The following is a 19933-nucleotide window of genomic DNA, read 5'->3' as shown; positions in this document are numbered from 1 at the left end:
ATCTGAGAAAATGAAACAGTTTAGAATAAGCATTCTTGTAGCTTCTTTGATCAGCCTGATTTCCTGCACCAAGAATTTTGATGAAATCAATACGGATCCTAATCGTATCAGCCAGATTAGTCCGGGTACCCTTCTCAATCCAATTTTATATTCGGTAACAGCCTTTAATATGGGCAAAGCGGATGATTTCACTTTTAACCTGATGCAGGTTTCGCTACCTTACCCGAGTGTGGCAGGAGGTGTTCACCGGTATGATATCTCTGAAAATGCAGGTGCATCCACCTGGAATACCTACTATCGCTGGCTGACAAATGTAAAAGAAATGTACAATGCGGCGCTGGCGCTGGAAGATGGAAATTACCAGGCTATTGCGTTAACATTAAAGGCCTGGATTCTTTCCAATACAACTGATTGTTTCGGAGATATTCCAATGGATGAAGCAGCAAGAGGGGACGAAGGAATTTTTCGTCCGGCTTTCAACACCCAACAGGAAGTTTATACCCGAATCCTGGCTGATTTGGAACAGGCAAATACATTGTATAACACAACTAAAGCCATGAATTTTGGAACGGATATCCTGATGGGAAACAATGTTAGCCGATGGAAGAAATTCACGAATTCTTTAAGGATGCGTTTGTTATTACGTGTATCTGGCAAACCGGAAATGAATAGTCTGGCGCAATTACAAACCATGCTTGCAGACCCCGCCACCTATCCTGTTTTCACCAGCAATGAGGATGCGGCAATTTTGAAATTATCAGGTGTAACGCCGTTTTTATCCCCCTGGGGAAGAGCGGTTGATTTCACCACTTTCCGAGCAATCGGTAAATTCTTTACAGATGAATTAAATGCGATGGAAGATCCGAGAAGGGAAAAATTCTGCACACAGGCCAGAAATGCCAGTGGCTCTGCAACAATAGGCTATATGGGAATTCCAAGCGGATTTGACGGGTCCGAGAGTCAGTTTGATTACATCCCATCCAACCTGAATATTGCGCTGGTAACAGCCCCGATGATTTGTCCAATTATGCCCTATGCTGAGGTTGAATTTATAAAAGCCGAGCTGGCAATCTTATCAGATGATTTAGCCAATGCAAAAATCGCTTATGAAAAAGGAACAAAGGCGGCGGTGGAACAATGGGGAGCCAGCTTGCCTGCCACCTATTTCGACAATCCGGAAGCAGCATTTGATGGCAGTTTGCAACGGATTCACCGGCAAAAATATTTTAGTCTTTATTTTGTAGATTTCCAGCAATGGTTTGAATACAGAAGGACCGGATTTCCTGAATTACCCAAAGGAGCAGGGATGGTTAACGAGCAGAAAATGCCGGTACGGTATTATTATCCGATTGCCATTCGATCTACCAATACGGAAAATTACAATAAGGCCGTAGAGAGAATGGGTGGAGACAATATCAATATTAAAGGATGGTGGGAAAACTAAATTATATGAATTACAAACAAATCAGCAGTTGCCTATTATTTTGCTTGTTTACCTATGCCGGACTGGCACAAACAATAGCCAAAGGATATGTATATGAAGACGGCAACAAAAACAATAAGCGCGATAAAAAAGAAAAAGGAATTGAAGGAGTAGCCGTTTCCAATGGCATCCAGGTGGTACAAACCAATAAGGCAGGATTCTATGAAATTCCGGTATCATCCGATCAGATCATCTTTGTTATAAAACCAGCACAATACAGGTGTCCGGTTAATGAATTCAATCAGCCACAGTTTTTTTACAATCACAAACCGGGAGGATCACCAGCTGGCAGTAAATACAAAGGGGTTGAGCCAACTGGTGCTATGCCGGGATCGATTGATTTCCCACTGATTGCGCAGCCTGAGCCGGATGCCTATACGGCGCTTATTTTTGGCGACCCGCAACCCTATACAGAGCAGGAAGTGGCGTATTTTGCAAAAGGTATTGTAGCTGAACTGGAAGGGTCAAAAGAAGCTGTATTTGGTTTAAGTTTAGGTGATCTGGTAGGCGACCATCTGGATCTGCATAATCCTTATATAAAAGCAACGCAGAAAATTGGAATTCCCTGGTATAATCTGATGGGAAATCATGACATGAACTATGATGCCACCGCTGATTCCTTATCTGATGAAACTTTTGAAAGAAATTTCGGTCCGGCAAATTATTCTTATAATGTAGGCAAGGCGCATTTCATTATACTGGATGATATCTTGTATCCGGATCCCAGAGATGGCAAAGGATACTGGGGTGGTTTTCGCAATTCACAATTGGAGTTTATTGAAAATGATTTAAAGACTGTTCCAAAAGATCGGTTAATCGTTCTAGCTTTTCATATCCCATTAAAAAATACAGAGGAGGCATTCAGGTCTGCCGACCGGAATCGATTGTTTGAATTATTGAAGGCTTATCCCAATACCTTATCGCTCTCTGCGCATACCCATTTGCAGCGTAACGATTTTTTTGGGAAAGCAGATGGATTTGACAGAGAAAAACCGCATCATGAATTCAATGCAGGCACTACATCCGGAGATTGGTACAAAGGGGAATTGAATGAAGATGGCATACCAATTTCCACCATGAGGGATGGTACACCAAAAGGTTATGCTTTTCTTCGGATTGAGGGTAATCAATATAAGATTGATTATAAAGTAGCCGGACAACCAGCTTCTTATCAGATGGAAATTGCAGCACCTAAAGTAATTCCTTTTAAACAGCGAACATCTGCCGGTATTCATGTTAATTTTTTCATGGGCTATCGAGAATCTATTGTGGAATGCAGAATCGACCAGGGTCAGTGGAAAAAAATGAGTTATGTGGAGGATGCAGATCCCTCCTATTTACAATCGGTGTTTAAATGGGATTTGTCTGACACTTTGTTAAATGGAAAGCGCCCCAGTAATCCGGAAAACTCCACGCATTTATTCAGGATTGGATTTCCAGTTGATTTATCTCTGGGTGATCATGAAATTGAAATTCGAGCTACTGATTATTTTGGAAGAACCTTTCATTCGAAAGCAGGTTTTAAAGTGGAGCAGCCATTATAATTTCAATCGAAGACCTTTTTTACTTAACAAGCCGGCTAACTGGATGATCAATAATGAAAACAGGATTGATTTTAGTAATCCCACGCCACCGGTAAGCGCCCAATCAGGTAAATGCAAGCCAGAAGGCCGGATTAATGCGTATGCGAAGTAAGGAAGTGAATAACAGAGCAGGGTGTCGGTTCCAGCCGGACGGATAAGAGAAAACCAGTTGGATTTTTGTTTTTGGTCTACCAACCAAAACACCAGCAGGAAAAGTACCAGCATAATTGCGATACAAATTAATACCCAGGAGGGGGTTGCCTGGATTTTTGAGATTCCCCATAGTGGACGGGTTAAAAATCCGGCAATTAATAATACAAGCGCAGCCAGCCCAAATTGCAAAGGCAAACTGGTTGCGCTTTTATTTTTTCCATTTAATGTCCAGAAGACTTGGGAGGCCCAGGCTCCACCAAGGGTAAAAGCTGTCATGGCACCAAATCCGATGGGAGATAAAATTTTATTGAGGAGGGAGATTTGAGGTAAAGCGTCCAGATGATGTGTTGCGCAAATAAGGATGCTAACAAGAGCGCCGGCAGCAAGCACCGGGATTTTTCCATCACTATAAGTGAAATAGAGGGCTGCGACCAGGTAGGCCCATCCGATTAAGCCAAGAATGCCCCACCACCAGGTGGTAAATCGCGCCAGATTTTCTGTTGCGCCTCCCCGATAGATAAAGGCCAGCCATGCAAGGGTTAGCAAAGCCAGCACCTGTAAAATGCGAATCAATGGCTTCGACCAGTTTTTGGGATACTGATTCCACAAAACCATGAAGGCGATCCAACTGATTACATTCCAGCCGCCTCTTGAGATGCCGGTTACGGCTTCATTGATATTTTCTCCGTTTACGAGAAAGACACCCATTAAGAGGAGTGCAAGACCGCGTTGCAGGATATGAATGGCAAGCTGGCTGGTTGTGTCACCTTTGGCGCGACGATTTCTGATAGCGAAGGGAATAGACATGCCTACAATAAAGAGAAAACCTGGAAAAACGATATCTGCCAGGCCCATTCCGTCCGCATCTGCAGCAACATGTTCGAGCCATGAAGGGATATCCTTCAGCGACCATAAATCGTTTACGAAAATCATTCCGAACATGGTAAGTGCGCGAAGCACATCAATCGATAAAATCCGGATGGCCGGATGGCCTGCAGTTGGTTTGGTCATGCATTCAGGGTTATCCCCCTAATATACCAATTTTCACCCGACCGGTGCCGCCGGTCGGGTGGCACCGGTCGGGTGAAAGTTTGCTTATTTTTTGGTGAAGTGGAGTTTTTCGTCACGCTCCTCGTTATCGTCCTGCAGTTCAATTTTGGAATTGGTGCTAAGGACGATATCCCAGTCGTCGTTTAATTCATCCAGATCTTTGTCGGTGGTAACAAGTTGAATTAGTAGTTCATTGCTTCCATCATCGCGCTGGGTACGCCAGGTTCCATTGGTGGTAATGCCAGACTTTGAAGCGGTTAGTTTGCCATCTGCTGCAAATTCGAAGGTATAACCGTCATAATCGGAGGTTTCGTCTCTGCCATCATCGGTGAGCAGACTTACTTTCCAGCTCCCAGCGATGAGATATGAATTGGTAACTGAATTTGCAGGGGTATTAGTTGGATCATCGTCGTCATCATCGGACCGATCGCAGGCAACCAGACTCAAGCTGCATATAAAGGCAAACAAAATAATACGGCCACGCTTTTTCATACTGATTTTTTTGGGTGATTTATTCAAAACGAATCCTATCATCCATAGGTTGCCGCAAGAAAAAGAAATGTAACCGGAGATTAGAAAAAAGCTGCCGCCTTAGCTAGTTGCATTGCAGCCTTACCTGCTTAAAACCAGGAAAAGGACGCAGGCCCGACTGGGTCAGCGGCAGAAATCCGTCTGGCAAAGCCAAATTCAACTAATTCGAAATGGAATATACTACTTGATTCCCCAAAGCAGAAAAGGTAACCCGCAGGCTACCTTTTCCAATTACTATTCAACCGAGCGTTTATTTAGTTAACCCGTATTTTTTTCTGTAACGCTCATCCAATTGTTTATGCTTATCGGTCAGATCAACTTTTCGACCCTGGATAAAAGCATGTAAAATGATGCTGGAGCGGATATCCAGGATATCTCCTTCACTCACTATGAGGCTGGCATCTTTTCCTACTTCGATGGAACCAACCTGCTTCTCAACCCCAAGGATTTTGGCGGCATTTAAGGTAATAGCCTGCAATGCCTGTTCTTTTGTAAGCCCGTAAGCTACGGAAGTACCAGCATTGAAAGCAAGGTTACGACCTCTTGTCTGGCCGTCCTCATCATTGATAGCATATAACACGCCGGCTTTCTGAAGGGCAACGGCTGATTTGTAGGGCTGATCAACATCGTCATCCATCATGGTAGGAAGGCTGTGCATTTGTGCCAGTACAACAGCGATATTATTCTGTTTTAGCAGATCTGCCATCTGCCAGGACTCACTGCCTCCCATGATCACCACATCCATTCCAAATTCTTTGGCAAAATCAATTGCCACCAGCATTTCTTTTACGATATCGCAATGAACGAAGAGTTTTTGCGATTTATTAAACAGCCCTTTAACTGCTTCGAATTTCAGATTGGTGCTGGTATGTTTGGGTTCGTTTGCATAAGCCTGTGCTTCGCGAAAGAATGCCTTGATCAGATCAATCCGCTCCAGTCCGCGTTTAACAGGATCTGCAGCAGGCGCAGGACCAAAAAATGCGGCAAAGGGATTTGGCCGGTTAATTAAGGAAGGTAACCGAAGATGAATACCATTTTCCATTTTAACAGCAGCATCTTCCCAATTCCAGGCATCCAGTTGTACTACGGAGGAGGAGCCGCTGATAAGTCCGCCGCCGGGCACAATATTCGCCATCAGAATTCCATTTGTCTTCAATGTATTGATGACTTTTGAATCGGTATTGTAGGCAACAATGGAACGAATGGAGGGATTGATATCACCAATTTCGCTATGATCGATGGTAGCACGAACACTGTTCACTTCAACCAATCCCAATTGAGAATTGCTCAGAATCAAACCGGGATATACATGCTTGCCGCTTACATCAAACACTTTCACATCATCCATTGGAATAGGCAGGTTCTGACCAATTTTTTCAATCTTGCCATTTGATATTTGAATAGTTGTGTTTTCAAGTACCTGTCCGTTGCCGACATGAACGGTTGCATTTTTCAGGAAAAGCAAGCCCTTGTATTCGGGAGCCGGATATACATTTTCCTGTGCAATGGAGGCTGCGCTAAGCAGGCAGGCTCCAATAATTGTTACTATATTTTTTGTCATTGGTTGATCTCTTTATTGATTAGCGTTGATCTCATCAGCATCCACAACAAGTAATCCATGGCTGTGTGCATGATCACTGCAGGTATGCATGATTTCCATGCTTGCCCTGGCCGGAGCCATTGGCGAACCGGATTTTTTCTCGCCAATCATTTTCTGAACCAGGCGATTTCTTTCTGCTGTTATTTTATTTCTCAATTCCTGATCTTTCTGGCGATCGAAATAAACAATGCCATCCACAATGGTTTTTTCAGCCTTCGCATAGATACTTAGCGGGTGATCTGTCCAAACAACGATATCTGCATCCTTGCCCACTTTGATACTGCCCACACGATCTTCCACATGCAACATTTTGGCCGGATTCAGGGTTACCATTTTCAGGGCATCTTCTTCACTCATGCCGCCGTATTTTACGCTTTTAGCAGCTTCCTGATTAAGGCGGCGTGCCATTTCAGCATCATCGCTGTTGATGGCAACATTTAATCCAACTTCATGCATGATGGAAGCATTCTGCGGAATGGCATCTATTACTTCCATTTTGTAATTCCACCAATCGGAGAAAGTGGAGGCATTAGAGCCATGTGCTTTCATTTTATCTGCCACTTTATAACCTTCCAGTATATGTGTAAATGTATTGAAGGTGAATCCAAACTTATCTCCTACCCGGATGGCTGCTGTAATTTCGCTTTGCACATAGGAATGGCAGGTAATGAATCGTTTCTTATTTAGAATTTCCACCAGCGCATCCAATTCAAGATCACGACGAACAGTTGACCAGGGATTGGCAACTGCGCCTTTTTTCCCTTTAGGAACAACAGACGCTTCCTGAATAGCTTTTTCATAATCACGGGCACGTGTAAACGCATCCATCAAAACTTCTTCAACTCCCATTCTTGAATCAGGGAAGCGATTGTTTGCAGAGGAGCCGGAACGTTTTACGTTTTCACCCAGCGCAAATTTGATTTGTGGTGTCCAGTTAGCGAATTTTAGTCCTTCGGCATTGGCACCCCATCTTAACTTAATCAGTTGCGTTTGTCCACCTATTGTATTGGCAGAACCATGCAGAATATGGGAAGACGTAACTCCGCCACTTAACTGGCGATAAATATTGATATCATCCGGATTCAGGTTATCTGCAATACGAACTTCAGAAGTAACCGATTGTCCGCCTTCATTAATGGAAGCTGCTGCAATATGGGAATGTTCATCTATGATTCCTGCAGTAATATGTTTACCAGTACCATCAACAATAGTTGCGCCGGCATCAGACAGTCCTTTACCAACTGCGGCAATTTTACCCCCCTTGATCAATACATCTGCACCTTCCAATTTTCCTTCTTTTTCGTTGGTCCAGACAGTTGCATTGCGAATGAGCAGCGTTTGTTGAACCGGACTTGTTTCAAATCCGTATCCATTAAACGGATAAGGAATTGCGGACAGCTGCGGCGCTGTTTTTTTCCTGGTGCTGTCAACTGCAGGAGTTTCTTTCTGAAGTTTGGCGGTCCAATACAGTTTGCCACCATCAGCATCCTCACCGGTACCCTGCCATCCATCGATCTGGCTTACACCACTTAGCCGGATTGTTTTCTTTGATTGTTTGGATTCAGGGAAACTGAGTTTAATCATTTTGCCATCAAAGCTGAATTTACCGGTCAGTGTATCTTTCTGAATCACGGAAGCAGTGCCACCAGGCTTAACAAGCAGTGAATAATTCTGCGTTCCTTTGGCGCCAACCAGGGCCAATTGGTATTCACCATTTGTACTGTTCCAGTTATCTTCTTTAACTCCATGTTTTTTTCCCTGTACCCAGTTTTGAAGGATGACTGTTTTGTCAGCAAATACAGGACCATTAGTGATTATAAAATTCGCCAGCTTCCCTGGTTCCAGGCTACCAACTTGATTAAATACACCCAACATTGTTGCCGGTGTTTTGGTGAGTGCATCCAGGGCTTTATTTTCTGTCAATCCAAATTCAATGGCTTTACGGAGATTGGCCATAAATTGTTTTGCGTCGCGCAGGTCTGCGGAAGTCAATGCAAAAGGAATGGATGCCTTCTCAAAAGCTGCAGCATTGGCCGGGGCCATTTCCCAATGTTTCATATCTGCCAGTGAAATAAAACGGGCATCATTGGGATCTTCCACATCCATTGCCTGCGGATAATTCAGCGAAAGAATAAAAGATGCTTTTGAGTCTGCCATATCCTGAATACGCTGGTATTCATTTCCACCAGCTTTAATGATATATTGAACGCCAAATTCATCCCCAATTTTATCTGCACGTAGCGCCATCCATTTATCATTTGCTTCAAAGATCTGGGGCAGGCTAAGGTTTTCATTCCAGGCCTGCAGACTCAGATTCAGTCCTTCTTTCGCAGCATTATTTTTATACCATTGCGCGTCCAGGAAACTTTGCCTGAGTAACGCGATCGTTCCCATCAAACTACTCGGATATGTTTGTGTGGAAGAGCCTTTACTAAAGGAATAATGTGCAGCCACTTTTTCCTTCAGTATGGTTTTATTTTCTTTATCATCTGCGAGTGTTACCAGGGTGCTGGTTCCACGTGCAATCCCATCTTTTGCATGGGTCAGCACCGTTCCAAATCCCTGATCTCTCAGCGTTTTTGCTTTTTCTTCATCTGCGGAGAAAAGGGTTACAGCCTGCACATCAGAACGAATGGCCTGATTCCAGCCATAGGCACCTTTCTGATTGGAGGTTAACTGAGCCGGTGCACCAAAATTAAAGCGACGTTGAACCGGAGCCAGTGGGGGCATTCCATAATCGGAGTAGATGTCGATAAAGGAAGGGTAAATAAATTTCCCTTTACAATCCACTACCATGGCTTCTTTAGGAACTGTTACATTGGTACCGATGGCCAAAATTTTTCCCTCTTTTACCACCATGGTGGCAGCGGATAAGACAGAACCCGATTGTGCTACGATGGTTGCATTTGTAAATGCGTAGGTGGACGGCTTATCGTCCGCAATGCCATTAACCGGGAAAGTCGGTTGTGCCTGACTGAGGGTTGCCGCCAGCAATGCACCAAGCAATGCAGGCACCCTGCGCCGGGCAGGCAGCAAAAAAAGCTTTCTCATGAGTGTTACTTGTTTCGTTTGTGTGAAGTACCGAATTTAAGTAAATGGTATAACTTCGACTACCGATTTTTATCAGCGGTCGGAACATATTATGAATATAGCTTCTTTTATAGATCACACAATTCTAAAGCCCACCACCACTATACAGGAGATTGAAAAAGTTTGTGCGGAAGCGGTGGCCTATGGATTTCCCGCGGTTTGCATACCGGCTCCTTTTGTAAAAAGGGCAGCCAGCATCCTGGCACCAACCCATGTAAAAGTGGCTACTGTGGTAGGTTTCCCCTTTGGTTATTCGCCAACGGAGGCAAAAGTAGCAGAAGCTGTTCTAGCGATTGTAGACGGGGCACAGGAAATTGATATGGTAATTAATCTGATTGCGTTGAAGCAATACGACTGGACCTATTTGCAAAAAGAAGTTGCGCTGCTGGTAGAAGTATGTCATAATAAGGGACGGATTCTGAAAGTGATAATTGAATCAGGCATCCTTAGCAGAGAAGAAATTATTAGCTGCTGTGAAAAACTGGGGCCACTAGGTATAGATTTTATGAAAACTTCTACCGGTTATGCGGAAAAAGGGGCTTCTGTGGAAGCTGTAGAGTTGATGCGTTCCCATTTACCCAAACAGGTGCAAATTAAAGCATCCGGCGGAATCCGGGATTTTGAATTTGCCAGTTCTCTTATTGCTGCCGGAGCAACCCGGCTGGGATGCAGTGCCAGTATTGCCATTGTGGAAGGCGGACCGGCCAGTAGCGATGCCGCAGGGTATTAGTATCCGATTAAAAAATTTGTTAAGCCCAATAATTGGCGAGGAATTTGTTTTAGCTTACTCATATGAAACCCTTTACTTTTTTACTGAGCGCCTGTTTGATATCAATGGTCAGTTATTCAAATCCGATAGCTGACACAATCATCGTGAAAAAGGACCCACGCCTGGATATGCTCGTTAAAAAACAAACAGAAATAAATGAAGTAACCACCCGGGAAGCCCGTCGCAATGTACCTGGCTTTCGCATCCAGGTTATCAATACCACCGACCGGAATGCCGCCATTCAGGCAAAAACTACCGTATATCGCCTTTTTCCTGAGCTGAAAGCCTATCTACTTTATCAGTCCCCTTATTTCCGTTTACGTGTCGGAAATTTTGAAGATCGCAAGGCTGCGGAATCTTACCAGCGACAGTTATCCCGCGAATTCAAACAGAATGTGTATATAGTTAATGATGTAGTGGAGGTGAATCCGGATAGAAGCAATGAGGAGTGAGAGGAAGTAAGAAGTGAGAAGTGAGAAGTGAGAAGTGAGAAGTGAGGGCTTATATTTGTGGGATGGATTCAAGAGAGAAGCAGGCATTACTAAATAAAATCAGACAGAAGGCAGCGGATTATGCAGCGGACTATATCAAGGTTCGGCAACATTTGCATGCACATCCCGAATTAAGTTACCAGGAATTTGAGACCAGTGCCTTTGTGCAGGAACACCTGACTAAATTGGGAATTCCTTTTACGGTAATGGCGACAACGGGTGTTGTAGGTTTGATTGAGGGTCGGGCTCCTGAAAGCCGTTGTATTGCACTTAGAGCTGATATGGATGCCCTTCCGATTCTGGAAGAAAATGATGTTCCTTATAAATCAACCCGTCCGGGTATCATGCATGCCTGCGGCCATGATGTGCATACCAGCTGTCTCCTGGGAGCTGCGAAAATCCTTCATGAATTAAAGGAAGAATGGACCGGTACGATAAAATTGGTTTTCCAGCCAGGTGAAGAAAAAAACCCGGGCGGTGCCAGTTATATGATTCGCGATGGCGTACTAAAAAATCCGGCACCATCCGCCATTTTCGGTTTACATGTGCATCCACAATTAGCAGTGGGACAGGTTAGCCTGCGAGCTGGAAAAGTAATGGCCAGTGCTGATGAAATTTATATCACCCTAAAAGGGAAAGGCGGACATGCAGCTGCGCCTAATCTTACCACAGATACCTTACTGGTGGCTTCTCATATGGTGGTTGCACTTCAACAGGTAATCAGCCGAAACCGGGATCCGCATCAACCTTCTGTTTTGTCTATTACTTCCATACAAGGCGGCCATACCACCAATGTAATTCCCAGTGAAGTTAAGATGATGGGAACCTTCCGCGCGATGGATGAAGGCTGGCGCTTTCAGGCACATGAACTTATCCGGAACATTGTGGAAGGCACAGCTAAATCAATGGGAGCAGAAGTAAACTTACATATTGATGTGGGTTATCCAACAGTATATAATAATGAGGCATTGCATGAAAAGGCAAAAGCTCTTGCAATTGACTTAATGGGCATAGAGAAAGTGGAAGAAACTGAATTGCGGATGGGCGCAGAAGATTTTGGGTATTATTCCCAACAGATTCCCGGCTGCTTTTATCGCATTGGTGTCATGAATAAAGAACGTGGAATTGTATCCGGCGTACATACTCCCACGTTCAATATTGATGAAAGCGCTATAGAAACAGGCATTGGTATGATGGCTGCATTTGGTGCGCTGGTTCAACCCTGATCAGGGCATCGGCTTCAACTGATAAATCCATTTGGCGGCACCATTCACTTCGGTACCAGCGGAAATTGCACCGGAAATTGATCCGAGAGAAAGTTCTTTTCCAAAATACAAATTGGAGTTACCATTTAAATTGATTGAGACACTGTCAATACTTGTATTATCTGTCAATACCAGTTTAGATTGATCGCCTTTTACAAAGAGCGAAGAAAACTTTATTATTTTCTTATTATCCGGATTGGACTGCCCCAGATTCAACGTGCTGTTATTGGTCATATCAACTGTGATGGCTGCATCTGCTGCAACGGAATCAAGTGTTACCCCGGCACCATCCAGCATCAGCAAACCTTTGAAGGGCATGAAAATATCCAAAAACATTTCATGCTTATCCGTTCCTTCAGATTTGGGATCTCTTGAAATAACGGTGAAATATAAGGTGTCTCCGGATTTTTCCACCTGCAGACTATCATGATTAGAACCATGCTTCCGGTAATAGATGCTGTCTGAATAACGGATGGTGCATTCCAGCTTTGTAGTTGCAGGGGTAGCGATTTTCATAAAGCCGGTATTGGTTATTGGTTTGGCGGTACGGGCCAGTTGCTCCCATTCGCTCATCTTAATTGTGTAATCTCCATTTTTAACTTTAATGGAAAGTGCTACCAGGATGGATGCCGGAATCAGTACCAGAAAAACCACCATGCCCAATAAGATTTTATTACTTGTTTTCATCTGAAACGATTTAAGCTCTTACGTATTTGTTTTTGAATGATTCGAATGCGGGCAGGAGATCCTGCGGCTCCATTCCTAGCATGAAGAGTACCCTGAAAAATGCGGGCAACTCTGATTCTGTAAATTCCTGTTTGCGATAAGCAAGGGCCGCCGATTTGGCTTCTTCACTGATGAAATATCCTATGCCTCTTTTATCGTGAATGATCTGCTGCTGCTTGAGGAATTCATAGGCCCGCATCACCGTGTTGGGATTCACCTCCAACTGAACTGCCATTTCCCGAACACTGGGAAGTTTATCTTCTGGCCGAAACTCACCCAGGAGTACCCGCTCGCAAACATAGTCTACGATCTGGAGATAGATGGCCTGGCCGGTATTATTGAATTGCATATATTGATTCGTTTACAGTTATACGTTATAGTTCCTTTTCTTTTAAGCGGTACCAGGTAACCAGCCAAAAAACAGGAATCCAGCAATAGGTGAGCAGGTAACCCAATACTTTCGATAATGTTGTACCCAGGGAATATGATTTATAAATTCCATAATTATCCGGCACATGATGCTCCCTTAACTCCAGACCGTTCCAGAAAAACCCATGGCCCTGGAACATATTCATGGAAATCTTTGCGATAAAAAATGTAAGTATGCCTGCAATGATCGAAACAAAAATGGCCGTTTTAATAAATGCGTATTGCCTGAAGTATACAGATCCCAACATAAATAAAGCCTGCAGACAGAAGTACCCCCAGATGATATAGTAGAAAACTTCGCCAAAGCCATCTTCCCAATTCATTGGTCGGATACTGGCCCATTTATGCGTACGGATATAACTTTCAATATAGGTTTGACAGCCCCATTTTACGACCAAAAAAGAAAGCGTGTATACGATGAAGAACAGGATCACATTGTAAAAAATGGAAGTAACCAATTTCTCTGAGTGGCTGGCAGGAAAACTCAACCAGTACTGTCCTTTTTCTTTGGATCCCAATATGGAAAAGCTGATGCTTCCATAAATCGTTCCGGTTAATATCAATCCGATGATATATAAATTATAAGCAAACGATTCACTGTAATTATCACCATCCATCAGTACCCAAAAAATGATCATACAGATGGCCATCAGGCCAAATAAGGCAAGCGAGCCCAGCAAATAAAACCGGCTGTTTTCAATCCATTGTTTGCGGATCAATCCGAACAAACGTTCAAAACTAAAATTGCTATTCATATCAGTTGGATAAAAGGTGATTGATTATTTGAATGCCCGTTGAACGGCCTCTTTATTGGTGATGATGGCTTTGTACAACATTTCAAGATCCAACCGGCCCTCCTCTCCTGCTTCATTGATCAGGATGATGGCACTGCCTTTCAGGGATGTTTCTTTATATAATGCTGCCCGCACTTCTTCACTGTCGAAGGAAATTTTAAAATGAAGCCGGTCGGTAATCCGTCCGATTGTCTGATCAAACAAAATGCCGCCTTCATCAATAATGGTAATCCGGTCGATCAGGTTTTCCAGATCTTTTACCTGGTGGGTGGAAATAAGGATACATTTTTCATTGCTGACCGATCCTGCCATTACTTTTCTGAACTGACTCTTACTAACGATATCCAGACCGTTGGTCGGTTCATCCATCAGTAGAATCGGCGTATTGCAGGCCAGCCCAAAACTGATCAGTAATTTCTTTTTTTGTCCATAACTCATTTCCTGGAGATGCTGGCCTTCCGGTATGGAAAACTCCAAAAGGTATTGCCTGAACTGCTCCCGGCTGAAATTGGGATAAAAACCCGCGTTGGCCTGAATGAACTGCCCTATGGAAATATTAGGCAGGTAAAATTCTTCCGGCACCAGAAAAACCTGTTGCAAAAAAGCAGGGGATCGCTTTCCTGGTTCAAACCCCAATACATTGAGTTTTCCTTCTTTCGGAAAAAGCAATCCGCTGATTAATCGGAGTAAAGTTGACTTACCTGTACCGTTTTTTCCCAGCAAGCCGTATATATGTCCGGGTTGCAAATCCAGAGAAAGTCCTTTGAATACCGGCTTGCCTCCGTATTTGAAATGAATGTTCTGGATGGATATCATTGCTTATTGTTTTAGTGTACTACCATACTAGTACAGTACAAATATAGAAGCTTTTCTTTTATCACCAAATCTTTTTACAAAATTCCCATTTCGTATTTTGCACCCGTATGAGTAAAGAAACCCGTCGTTCCCAGGCCCTTGAGTACCACGCGAAAGGAAGGCCCGGGAAAATTGAAGTGATTCCCACCAAGGAAGCCAAGACCCAGCGGGATTTATCGCTGGCTTATAGTCCGGGTGTGGCCGAGCCCTGTAAAGAAATTGAAGCAAACAGAGAGAATGTTTATAAGTATACAGCCAAAGGAAATCTGGTTGGCGTAATAACCAATGGTACAGCAGTATTAGGGTTGGGGGATATTGGCCCGGAGGCCAGCAAACCGGTGATGGAAGGAAAGGGTGTACTATTCAAGATTTTTGCTGATATCGATGTATTTGATATTGAGATTAATGAAAAGGATCCGGTGAAATTTGTTGAAATCGTTCAGGCCCTGGAGCCCACATTTGGAGGCATCAATCTGGAGGATATCAAGGCACCCGAATGTTTCTATATAGAGAAGGAGTTGAAAAAACGGATGAAAATTCCGGTAATGCACGATGATCAGCATGGAACGGCCATCATCAGTTCAGCAGCCTTGTTGAATGCACTGGAATTGCAGAAGAAAAAAATTGAAAAGGTCCGCTTTGTTGTAAACGGTGCAGGTGCTGCGGCCATGGCCTGTGTGAAATTATATGTATCCCTGGGTGCCCGTTACGAAAATTTCATTTTGTTTGATAAGGATGGGGTATTGCATGCCGGTCGTACTGATCTGGGGGAAGACAAAGCTCCTTTCGCAGTAAAATCTGCCGACTGGAACCTAAGCAAAGCCATGAAGGATGCCGATGTGTTTTTGGGACTGAGTGTTGGAAATGTTATCACCACAGAGATGGTGCAGAGCATGGGAAAAAATCCCATTGTATTTGCAATGGCCAATCCGGATCCTGAAATCACGTATGATAAAGGAATAGCTGCGCGCAAGGATCTGATAATGGCTACAGGAAGAAGTGATTATCCCAATCAGGTAAATAATGTATTGGGATTTCCGTTCATTTTTCGGGGAGCTTTGGATGTTCGGGCAACTTCCATTAATGAAGCCATGAAACTGGCGGCAGTGCATGCGTTGGCAGATCTGGCAAAAAGTCCGGTTCCGGATATTGTGAATCTGGCATACAACGAAAAAAATATTGTTTTTGGCCCAAATTATATCATACCAAAACCGCTGGATCCCCGTCTGCTGGCATGTATAGCACCGGCAGTAGCCAAAGCAGCCATTGAGAGTGGTGTGGCTACCACCACAATAACCAAGTGGGATGCATATGAGGAAGAGCTGAATAACCGACTGGGTATCGACAATCAATTAATGCGGGTGCTTGGCAGTAAAGCAAGAAGAGATCCGAAACGACTGGTATTTGCAGAAGCGGATAATCTGAAAATTCTGAAAGCCGCTTCCATAGTTTATGAGGAAGGAGTAGCTTATCCGATTTTGCTGGGGAATGAAGAAAAAATAAAGCGGATTGCAGAAGCCAATCAAATTGAGCTGGATGGGATTCCGATAATTGATCCGCGTAGTGATGACCAGGAAGAAAAAAGGCGTGAATATGGGCAGTTGCTCTTCCAAAAAAGACAACGCAAAGGCTTGAATAAATACGAGTCATATAAAATCATGCGAGACCGGAACTACTTTGGTTGCATGATGGTGGAAACCGGCGATGCGGATGCGATGATATCCGGACTGACCAGGAATTATGATGAAACCATACGTCCGGCTTTGCAGGTGATCGGTACAGAAGAAAGCGTGAATAAGATAGCCGGGATGTATCTGTTGCTGACGAAAAAAGGACCCATTTTCATGGCAGATACGACGGTAAACTTCAATCCAACTGCAGAAGAGCTGGCGGAGATTACCCTGATGGTAGCAAAGGAAGTCCGGAATTTCAACCTCACCCCCAGAATTGCGATGCTGAGTTACTCCAATTTTGGCAGCAGTGCATCACCGGAGGCACAATTAGTTGCAAAGGCGCGCAAACTGGTAAAAGAAAGGAATCCTTCTTTGATTGTAGATGGTGAAATGCAGGGTATACTTGCGTTTAATAAAGAAATACTGAAAGATAATTACCCATTCAGTGAATTGGTGGATAAGGATGTGAATACCCTGATTTTCCCAAATCTTGCATCGGGGAATATCGCCTACAACCTGCTTAAAGAAGTAGGTGGAGCGGATGCAATCGGGCCTATTTTGCTGGGATTGAAAAAACCCGTGCATGTATTACAGTTAGGTAGTTCTGTCCGCAGTATATTTAACATGGCATTGGTGGCCGTGATTGACGCGCAGATGAAATGCAGCCGGAATCAGACAGAAGAAATCGTCCGCAAATCAAAGTGGTGGAAGCGTTTCCAGAAGGTAAGCAAGGAATTGTAGTAATTAAACAACCAGGTTATTAGCATGAAATTTATCCATGAATTTGGGCGGTACATTCTGATGTTAAGGGATATGTTTTCCAAACCGGAGAACCGCAAGGTGTATTGGAAGGAATTCATGCACCAGTGTAATGATATCGGTATAGGATCCTTAGGCATTGTGGTTATCATTTCCATATTTATGGGAGCAGTGTCTACCTTACAAACAGCTTACCAATTGGTGAGTCCGTTGATTCCAAAATCTTCCATTGCTCAGATTGTACGGGATACGGTATTGTTGGAATTTGCTCCTACCCTGGTATGTATTGTACTGGCAGGTGTTGTAGGAAGCAAAATAGCAAGTGAATTAGGTAATATGCGGGTTAGTGAGCAGATCGATGCATTGGAAATCATGGGAATCAATACCAAAACCTATCTGGTGCTTCCCAAAATTGTAGCGGCAATGATTGTAATTCCGATGCTGGTAGTGATATCAGCCGGATTGGGAATCTGGGGAGGTCGATTAGCCGGACAGGCAGCGGGGATATTATCCACCACAGATTATGATAAAGGATTATTAAACTCCTTTCTTCCCTACAATGTGGTCTTTGCCATGATAAAGGCCTATGTATTTTCATTTATTATCTCCAGTGTTCCTGCTTTTTATGGGTATTATGTGGAAGGGGGGGCATTGGAAATTGGCCGTGCTTCTACCAAATCGGTAGTGGTAAGCTGTATATTAATTCTGTTTGCCGATTACGTATTGGCAGCCATACTATTGTAATATGATTGAAGTACAACATATCAAAAAAGGTTTTGGCGACAAGATCGTAATCAACGATGTAAGTGCCGTAATGGATGATGGGAAATGTAACCTGATCATCGGTTCTAGCGGAAGTGGTAAAACCGTTTTTATGAAATGTCTGGTGGGCCTGTTTCGGCCAGACAGTGGATCCATTCTCTATGACGGTGAAGACTTCACCAATATGGACACTCTTGGAAGAAAGGAAATTAGAAAAAAGATAGGTATGTTATTTCAGGGGTCTGCTCTCTTCGATAGCCTGACTGTTGAAAGGAATGTGCAGTTCCCCCTTGATATGTTTACCGACTGGACCCTGGCTGAAAAGAAAAAGCGGGTTAATGAAGTGCTGGACCGGGTTGAATTGAAAGATGCCAATAAAAAATTCCCTGCGGAGATAAGCGGTGGAATGAAAAAAAGAGTGGGAATTGCCCGGGCCATTGTATTGAATCCCAAGTATCTTTTCTGTGATGAGCCGAATTCAGGATTGGATCCGCAAACCTCACTGGTAATTGACAAGCTGATTAAAGAGCTGACACTAGAATTTAATATAACAACAGTTATAAATACCCACGACATGAACTCCGTGATGGAAATCGGAGATAAAATTATTTACATGTATAAGGGAGAGAAAGAGTGGGAAGGCACCAATAAAGAGATTATTTTCAGCAAAAGTCAGCGCCTTAATGATTTCATCTTTGCCTCTGAATTTCTAAAAGATGCCAAAGATATGCGGATGCTGGAACAGACGGGCAAGATTGATAATAACCGAAATATGGATGATTTGCTCCAGTAATTTTCCATTTGAATTAGCCTCTATTTCTGGGCATTATACCTTAGTTTTGCCACCGATCATTAAAATACAGCTATATGAGCGTTTTAGTTAATAAGCAATCAAAGATTATAGTTCAGGGATTTACAGGTACAGAGGGCACCTTTCATGCCTCTCAAATGATCGAGTACGGTACCCAGGTGGTAGGTGGTGTAACACCAGGTAAAGGCGGATCAACCCATCTCGATCGTCCCGTTTTCAATACTGTTGCTGATGCGGTAAAAGCAACCGGCGCCAATGTTTCAATCATATTTGTACCACCTGCATTTGCTGCCGATGCTATAATGGAAGCTGCTGAAGCTGGGATTGCATTGGTTGTATGTATTACTGAAGGAATTCCGGTTCAGGACATGGTTCGTGCCAAAAATTTCCTGCAGGGCCGTGCAACCCGTCTGATTGGGCCGAACTGTCCGGGTGTTATTACTGCAGGAGAATGTAAAGTGGGCATCATGCCCGGTTTTGTATTCAAAGCAGGTAAAATCGGAATTGTTTCAAAAAGTGGTACGCTGACCTACGAAGCCGCTGATCAGGTAGCTAAAGCCGGATTGGGAATTTCTACTGCCATTGGAATCGGTGGTGATCCGATAATCGGAACCCCAACCAAAGAAGCGGTTGAATTACTGATGAACGACCCGGAGACAGAGGGAATCGTGATGATTGGAGAAATTGGTGGTAGTATGGAGGCAGAAGCGGCCAAATGGATCAAAGAAAATGGCACCAAACCGGTGGTTGGTTTTATAGCCGGACAAACAGCTCCTCCCGGTCGCCGGATGGGGCATGCAGGAGCCATTATTGGTGGAGCCGATGATACAGCTGAGGCAAAAATGAAGATTATGGCCGAATGTGGAATCCACGTCGTACAAAGTCCGGCTGATATTGGTAAAAAAATGGCTGAAGTAATTAAAAAATAGTAGAACTACTAGGAAATATTAAAAAGCGGTGCAATATTTGTACCGCTTTTGTCTTTCTGTACCCTTCCAAGGCAGTCTCCCATTCACTCCAACATAGGGCTGCTCTCTCTGGAGGGCAGCCTTTTTTTATTTGCCTTTGCAACGATGGGGACTAATCACTCATCAAGGTTCTGTTAAGAT

The 19933-nt window shown here is 43.7% G+C and carries 17 protein-coding genes; 9 read left to right on the top strand and 8 right to left on the bottom strand.

Features of this window, described 5'->3' with window-relative positions:
- The first annotated feature begins 10 nt into the window (after nucleotides 1–10).
- Both B2746_RS16525 and B2746_RS16520 read left to right on the top strand, forming a co-directional pair.
- Entirely contained in the window at nucleotides 11–1444 is a 1434-nt protein-coding gene (locus B2746_RS16525; RefSeq protein WP_290796127.1) for a SusD/RagB family nutrient-binding outer membrane lipoprotein, read from the top strand.
- 5 nt (nucleotides 1445–1449) lie between these two features.
- Entirely contained in the window at nucleotides 1450–3027 is a 1578-nt protein-coding gene (locus B2746_RS16520; RefSeq protein ID WP_290796125.1) for a calcineurin-like phosphoesterase family protein, read from the top strand.
- Here the strand turns inward: B2746_RS16520 and B2746_RS16515 are convergent.
- The 4 genes from B2746_RS16515 to B2746_RS16500 all read right to left on the bottom strand — a co-directional run bounded on the left by B2746_RS16515 (nucleotide 3022) and on the right by B2746_RS16500 (nucleotide 9451).
- Entirely contained in the window at nucleotides 3022–4230 is a 1209-nt protein-coding gene (locus B2746_RS16515) for a DUF5009 domain-containing protein (protein ID WP_290796123.1), read from the bottom strand. The two genes, B2746_RS16520 and B2746_RS16515, sit on opposite strands and share 6 nt — an antisense overlap.
- Before the next feature lie 84 nt (nucleotides 4231–4314).
- Entirely contained in the window at nucleotides 4315–4761 is a 447-nt protein-coding gene (locus tag B2746_RS16510) for a hypothetical protein (RefSeq protein ID WP_290796121.1), read from the bottom strand.
- 289 nt (nucleotides 4762–5050) lie between these two features.
- Nucleotides 5051–6361 carry an amidohydrolase family protein gene (locus B2746_RS16505; RefSeq protein ID WP_290796118.1) on the bottom strand — a complete coding sequence of 437 codons (1311 nt, stop codon included), beginning with the start codon at nucleotides 6359–6361 and terminating at the stop codon, nucleotides 5051–5053.
- Nucleotides 6362–6373: 12 nt separating this feature from the next.
- Nucleotides 6374–9451, bottom strand: a complete 3078-nt coding sequence (locus tag B2746_RS16500) for an amidohydrolase family protein (protein ID WP_290796116.1) — start codon at nucleotides 9449–9451, stop codon at nucleotides 6374–6376.
- A 91-nt stretch (nucleotides 9452–9542) separates the two neighbouring features.
- On the opposite strand from B2746_RS16500, the gene deoC reads away from it, so the two are divergent.
- From deoC to B2746_RS16485, 3 genes are all read left to right on the top strand, one after another.
- Entirely contained in the window at nucleotides 9543–10220 is a 678-nt protein-coding gene (deoC, locus tag B2746_RS16495) for a deoxyribose-phosphate aldolase (protein ID WP_290796114.1), read from the top strand.
- A gap of 62 nt (nucleotides 10221–10282) precedes the next feature.
- Complete coding sequence (locus tag B2746_RS16490) at nucleotides 10283–10711, top strand: SPOR domain-containing protein (RefSeq protein ID WP_290796112.1); 429 nt, start codon at nucleotides 10283–10285, stop codon at nucleotides 10709–10711.
- A 62-nt stretch (nucleotides 10712–10773) separates the two neighbouring features.
- Nucleotides 10774–11976 carry a M20 metallopeptidase family protein gene (locus tag B2746_RS16485; RefSeq protein WP_290796110.1) on the top strand — a complete coding sequence of 401 codons (1203 nt, stop codon included), beginning with the start codon at nucleotides 10774–10776 and terminating at the stop codon, nucleotides 11974–11976.
- Here B2746_RS16485 and B2746_RS16480 read toward each other — a convergent pair whose 3' ends face one another.
- Genes B2746_RS16480 through B2746_RS16465 form a run of 4 tightly spaced genes read right to left on the bottom strand, consistent with a single transcriptional unit; the run spans nucleotide 11977 to nucleotide 14780 of the window.
- On the bottom strand, nucleotides 11977–12702 hold the full coding sequence (locus tag B2746_RS16480) for a hypothetical protein (protein WP_290796107.1): 726 nt from the start codon (nucleotides 12700–12702) through the stop codon (nucleotides 11977–11979). It abuts the gene before it with no gap.
- Between the two features lie 10 nt (nucleotides 12703–12712).
- Complete coding sequence (locus B2746_RS16475) at nucleotides 12713–13090, bottom strand: GntR family transcriptional regulator (RefSeq protein WP_290796105.1); 378 nt, start codon at nucleotides 13088–13090, stop codon at nucleotides 12713–12715.
- A gap of 25 nt (nucleotides 13091–13115) precedes the next feature.
- A complete protein-coding gene (locus tag B2746_RS16470; RefSeq protein ID WP_290796104.1) occupies nucleotides 13116–13925 on the bottom strand; it encodes a hypothetical protein in 810 nt (269 codons plus the stop codon).
- Nucleotides 13926–13949: 24 nt separating this feature from the next.
- Complete coding sequence (locus B2746_RS16465; RefSeq protein ID WP_290796102.1) at nucleotides 13950–14780, bottom strand: ATP-binding cassette domain-containing protein; 831 nt, start codon at nucleotides 14778–14780, stop codon at nucleotides 13950–13952.
- 107 nt (nucleotides 14781–14887) lie between these two features.
- Between B2746_RS16465 and B2746_RS16460 the strand changes: the two genes are divergently transcribed.
- The 4 genes from B2746_RS16460 to sucD all read left to right on the top strand — a co-directional run bounded on the left by B2746_RS16460 (nucleotide 14888) and on the right by sucD (nucleotide 19753).
- Nucleotides 14888–17233, top strand: a complete 2346-nt coding sequence (locus B2746_RS16460; RefSeq protein WP_290796101.1) for an NADP-dependent malic enzyme — start codon at nucleotides 14888–14890, stop codon at nucleotides 17231–17233.
- Between the two features lie 24 nt (nucleotides 17234–17257).
- A complete protein-coding gene (locus B2746_RS16455) occupies nucleotides 17258–17995 on the top strand; it encodes an MlaE family ABC transporter permease (protein ID WP_290796099.1) in 738 nt (245 codons plus the stop codon).
- 1 nt (nucleotide 17996) lies between these two features.
- Nucleotides 17997–18806, top strand: coding sequence for an ABC transporter ATP-binding protein (locus tag B2746_RS16450; protein ID WP_290796097.1), 810 nt, complete (start codon nucleotides 17997–17999; stop codon nucleotides 18804–18806).
- Nucleotides 18807–18880: 74 nt separating this feature from the next.
- A complete protein-coding gene (sucD, locus tag B2746_RS16445) occupies nucleotides 18881–19753 on the top strand; it encodes a succinate--CoA ligase subunit alpha (RefSeq protein ID WP_290796094.1) in 873 nt (290 codons plus the stop codon).
- The last annotated feature ends 180 nt before the right edge of the window (nucleotides 19754–19933 follow it).

It is taken from the genome of Flavihumibacter sp. UBA7668, assembly GCF_002483205.1.
In the GTDB taxonomy this organism is placed as follows: domain Bacteria; phylum Bacteroidota; class Bacteroidia; order Chitinophagales; family Chitinophagaceae; genus Flavihumibacter.
The sequence above is the reverse complement of the archived record's forward strand: the minus strand, read 5'-3'. Positions and strand labels throughout refer to the sequence as shown.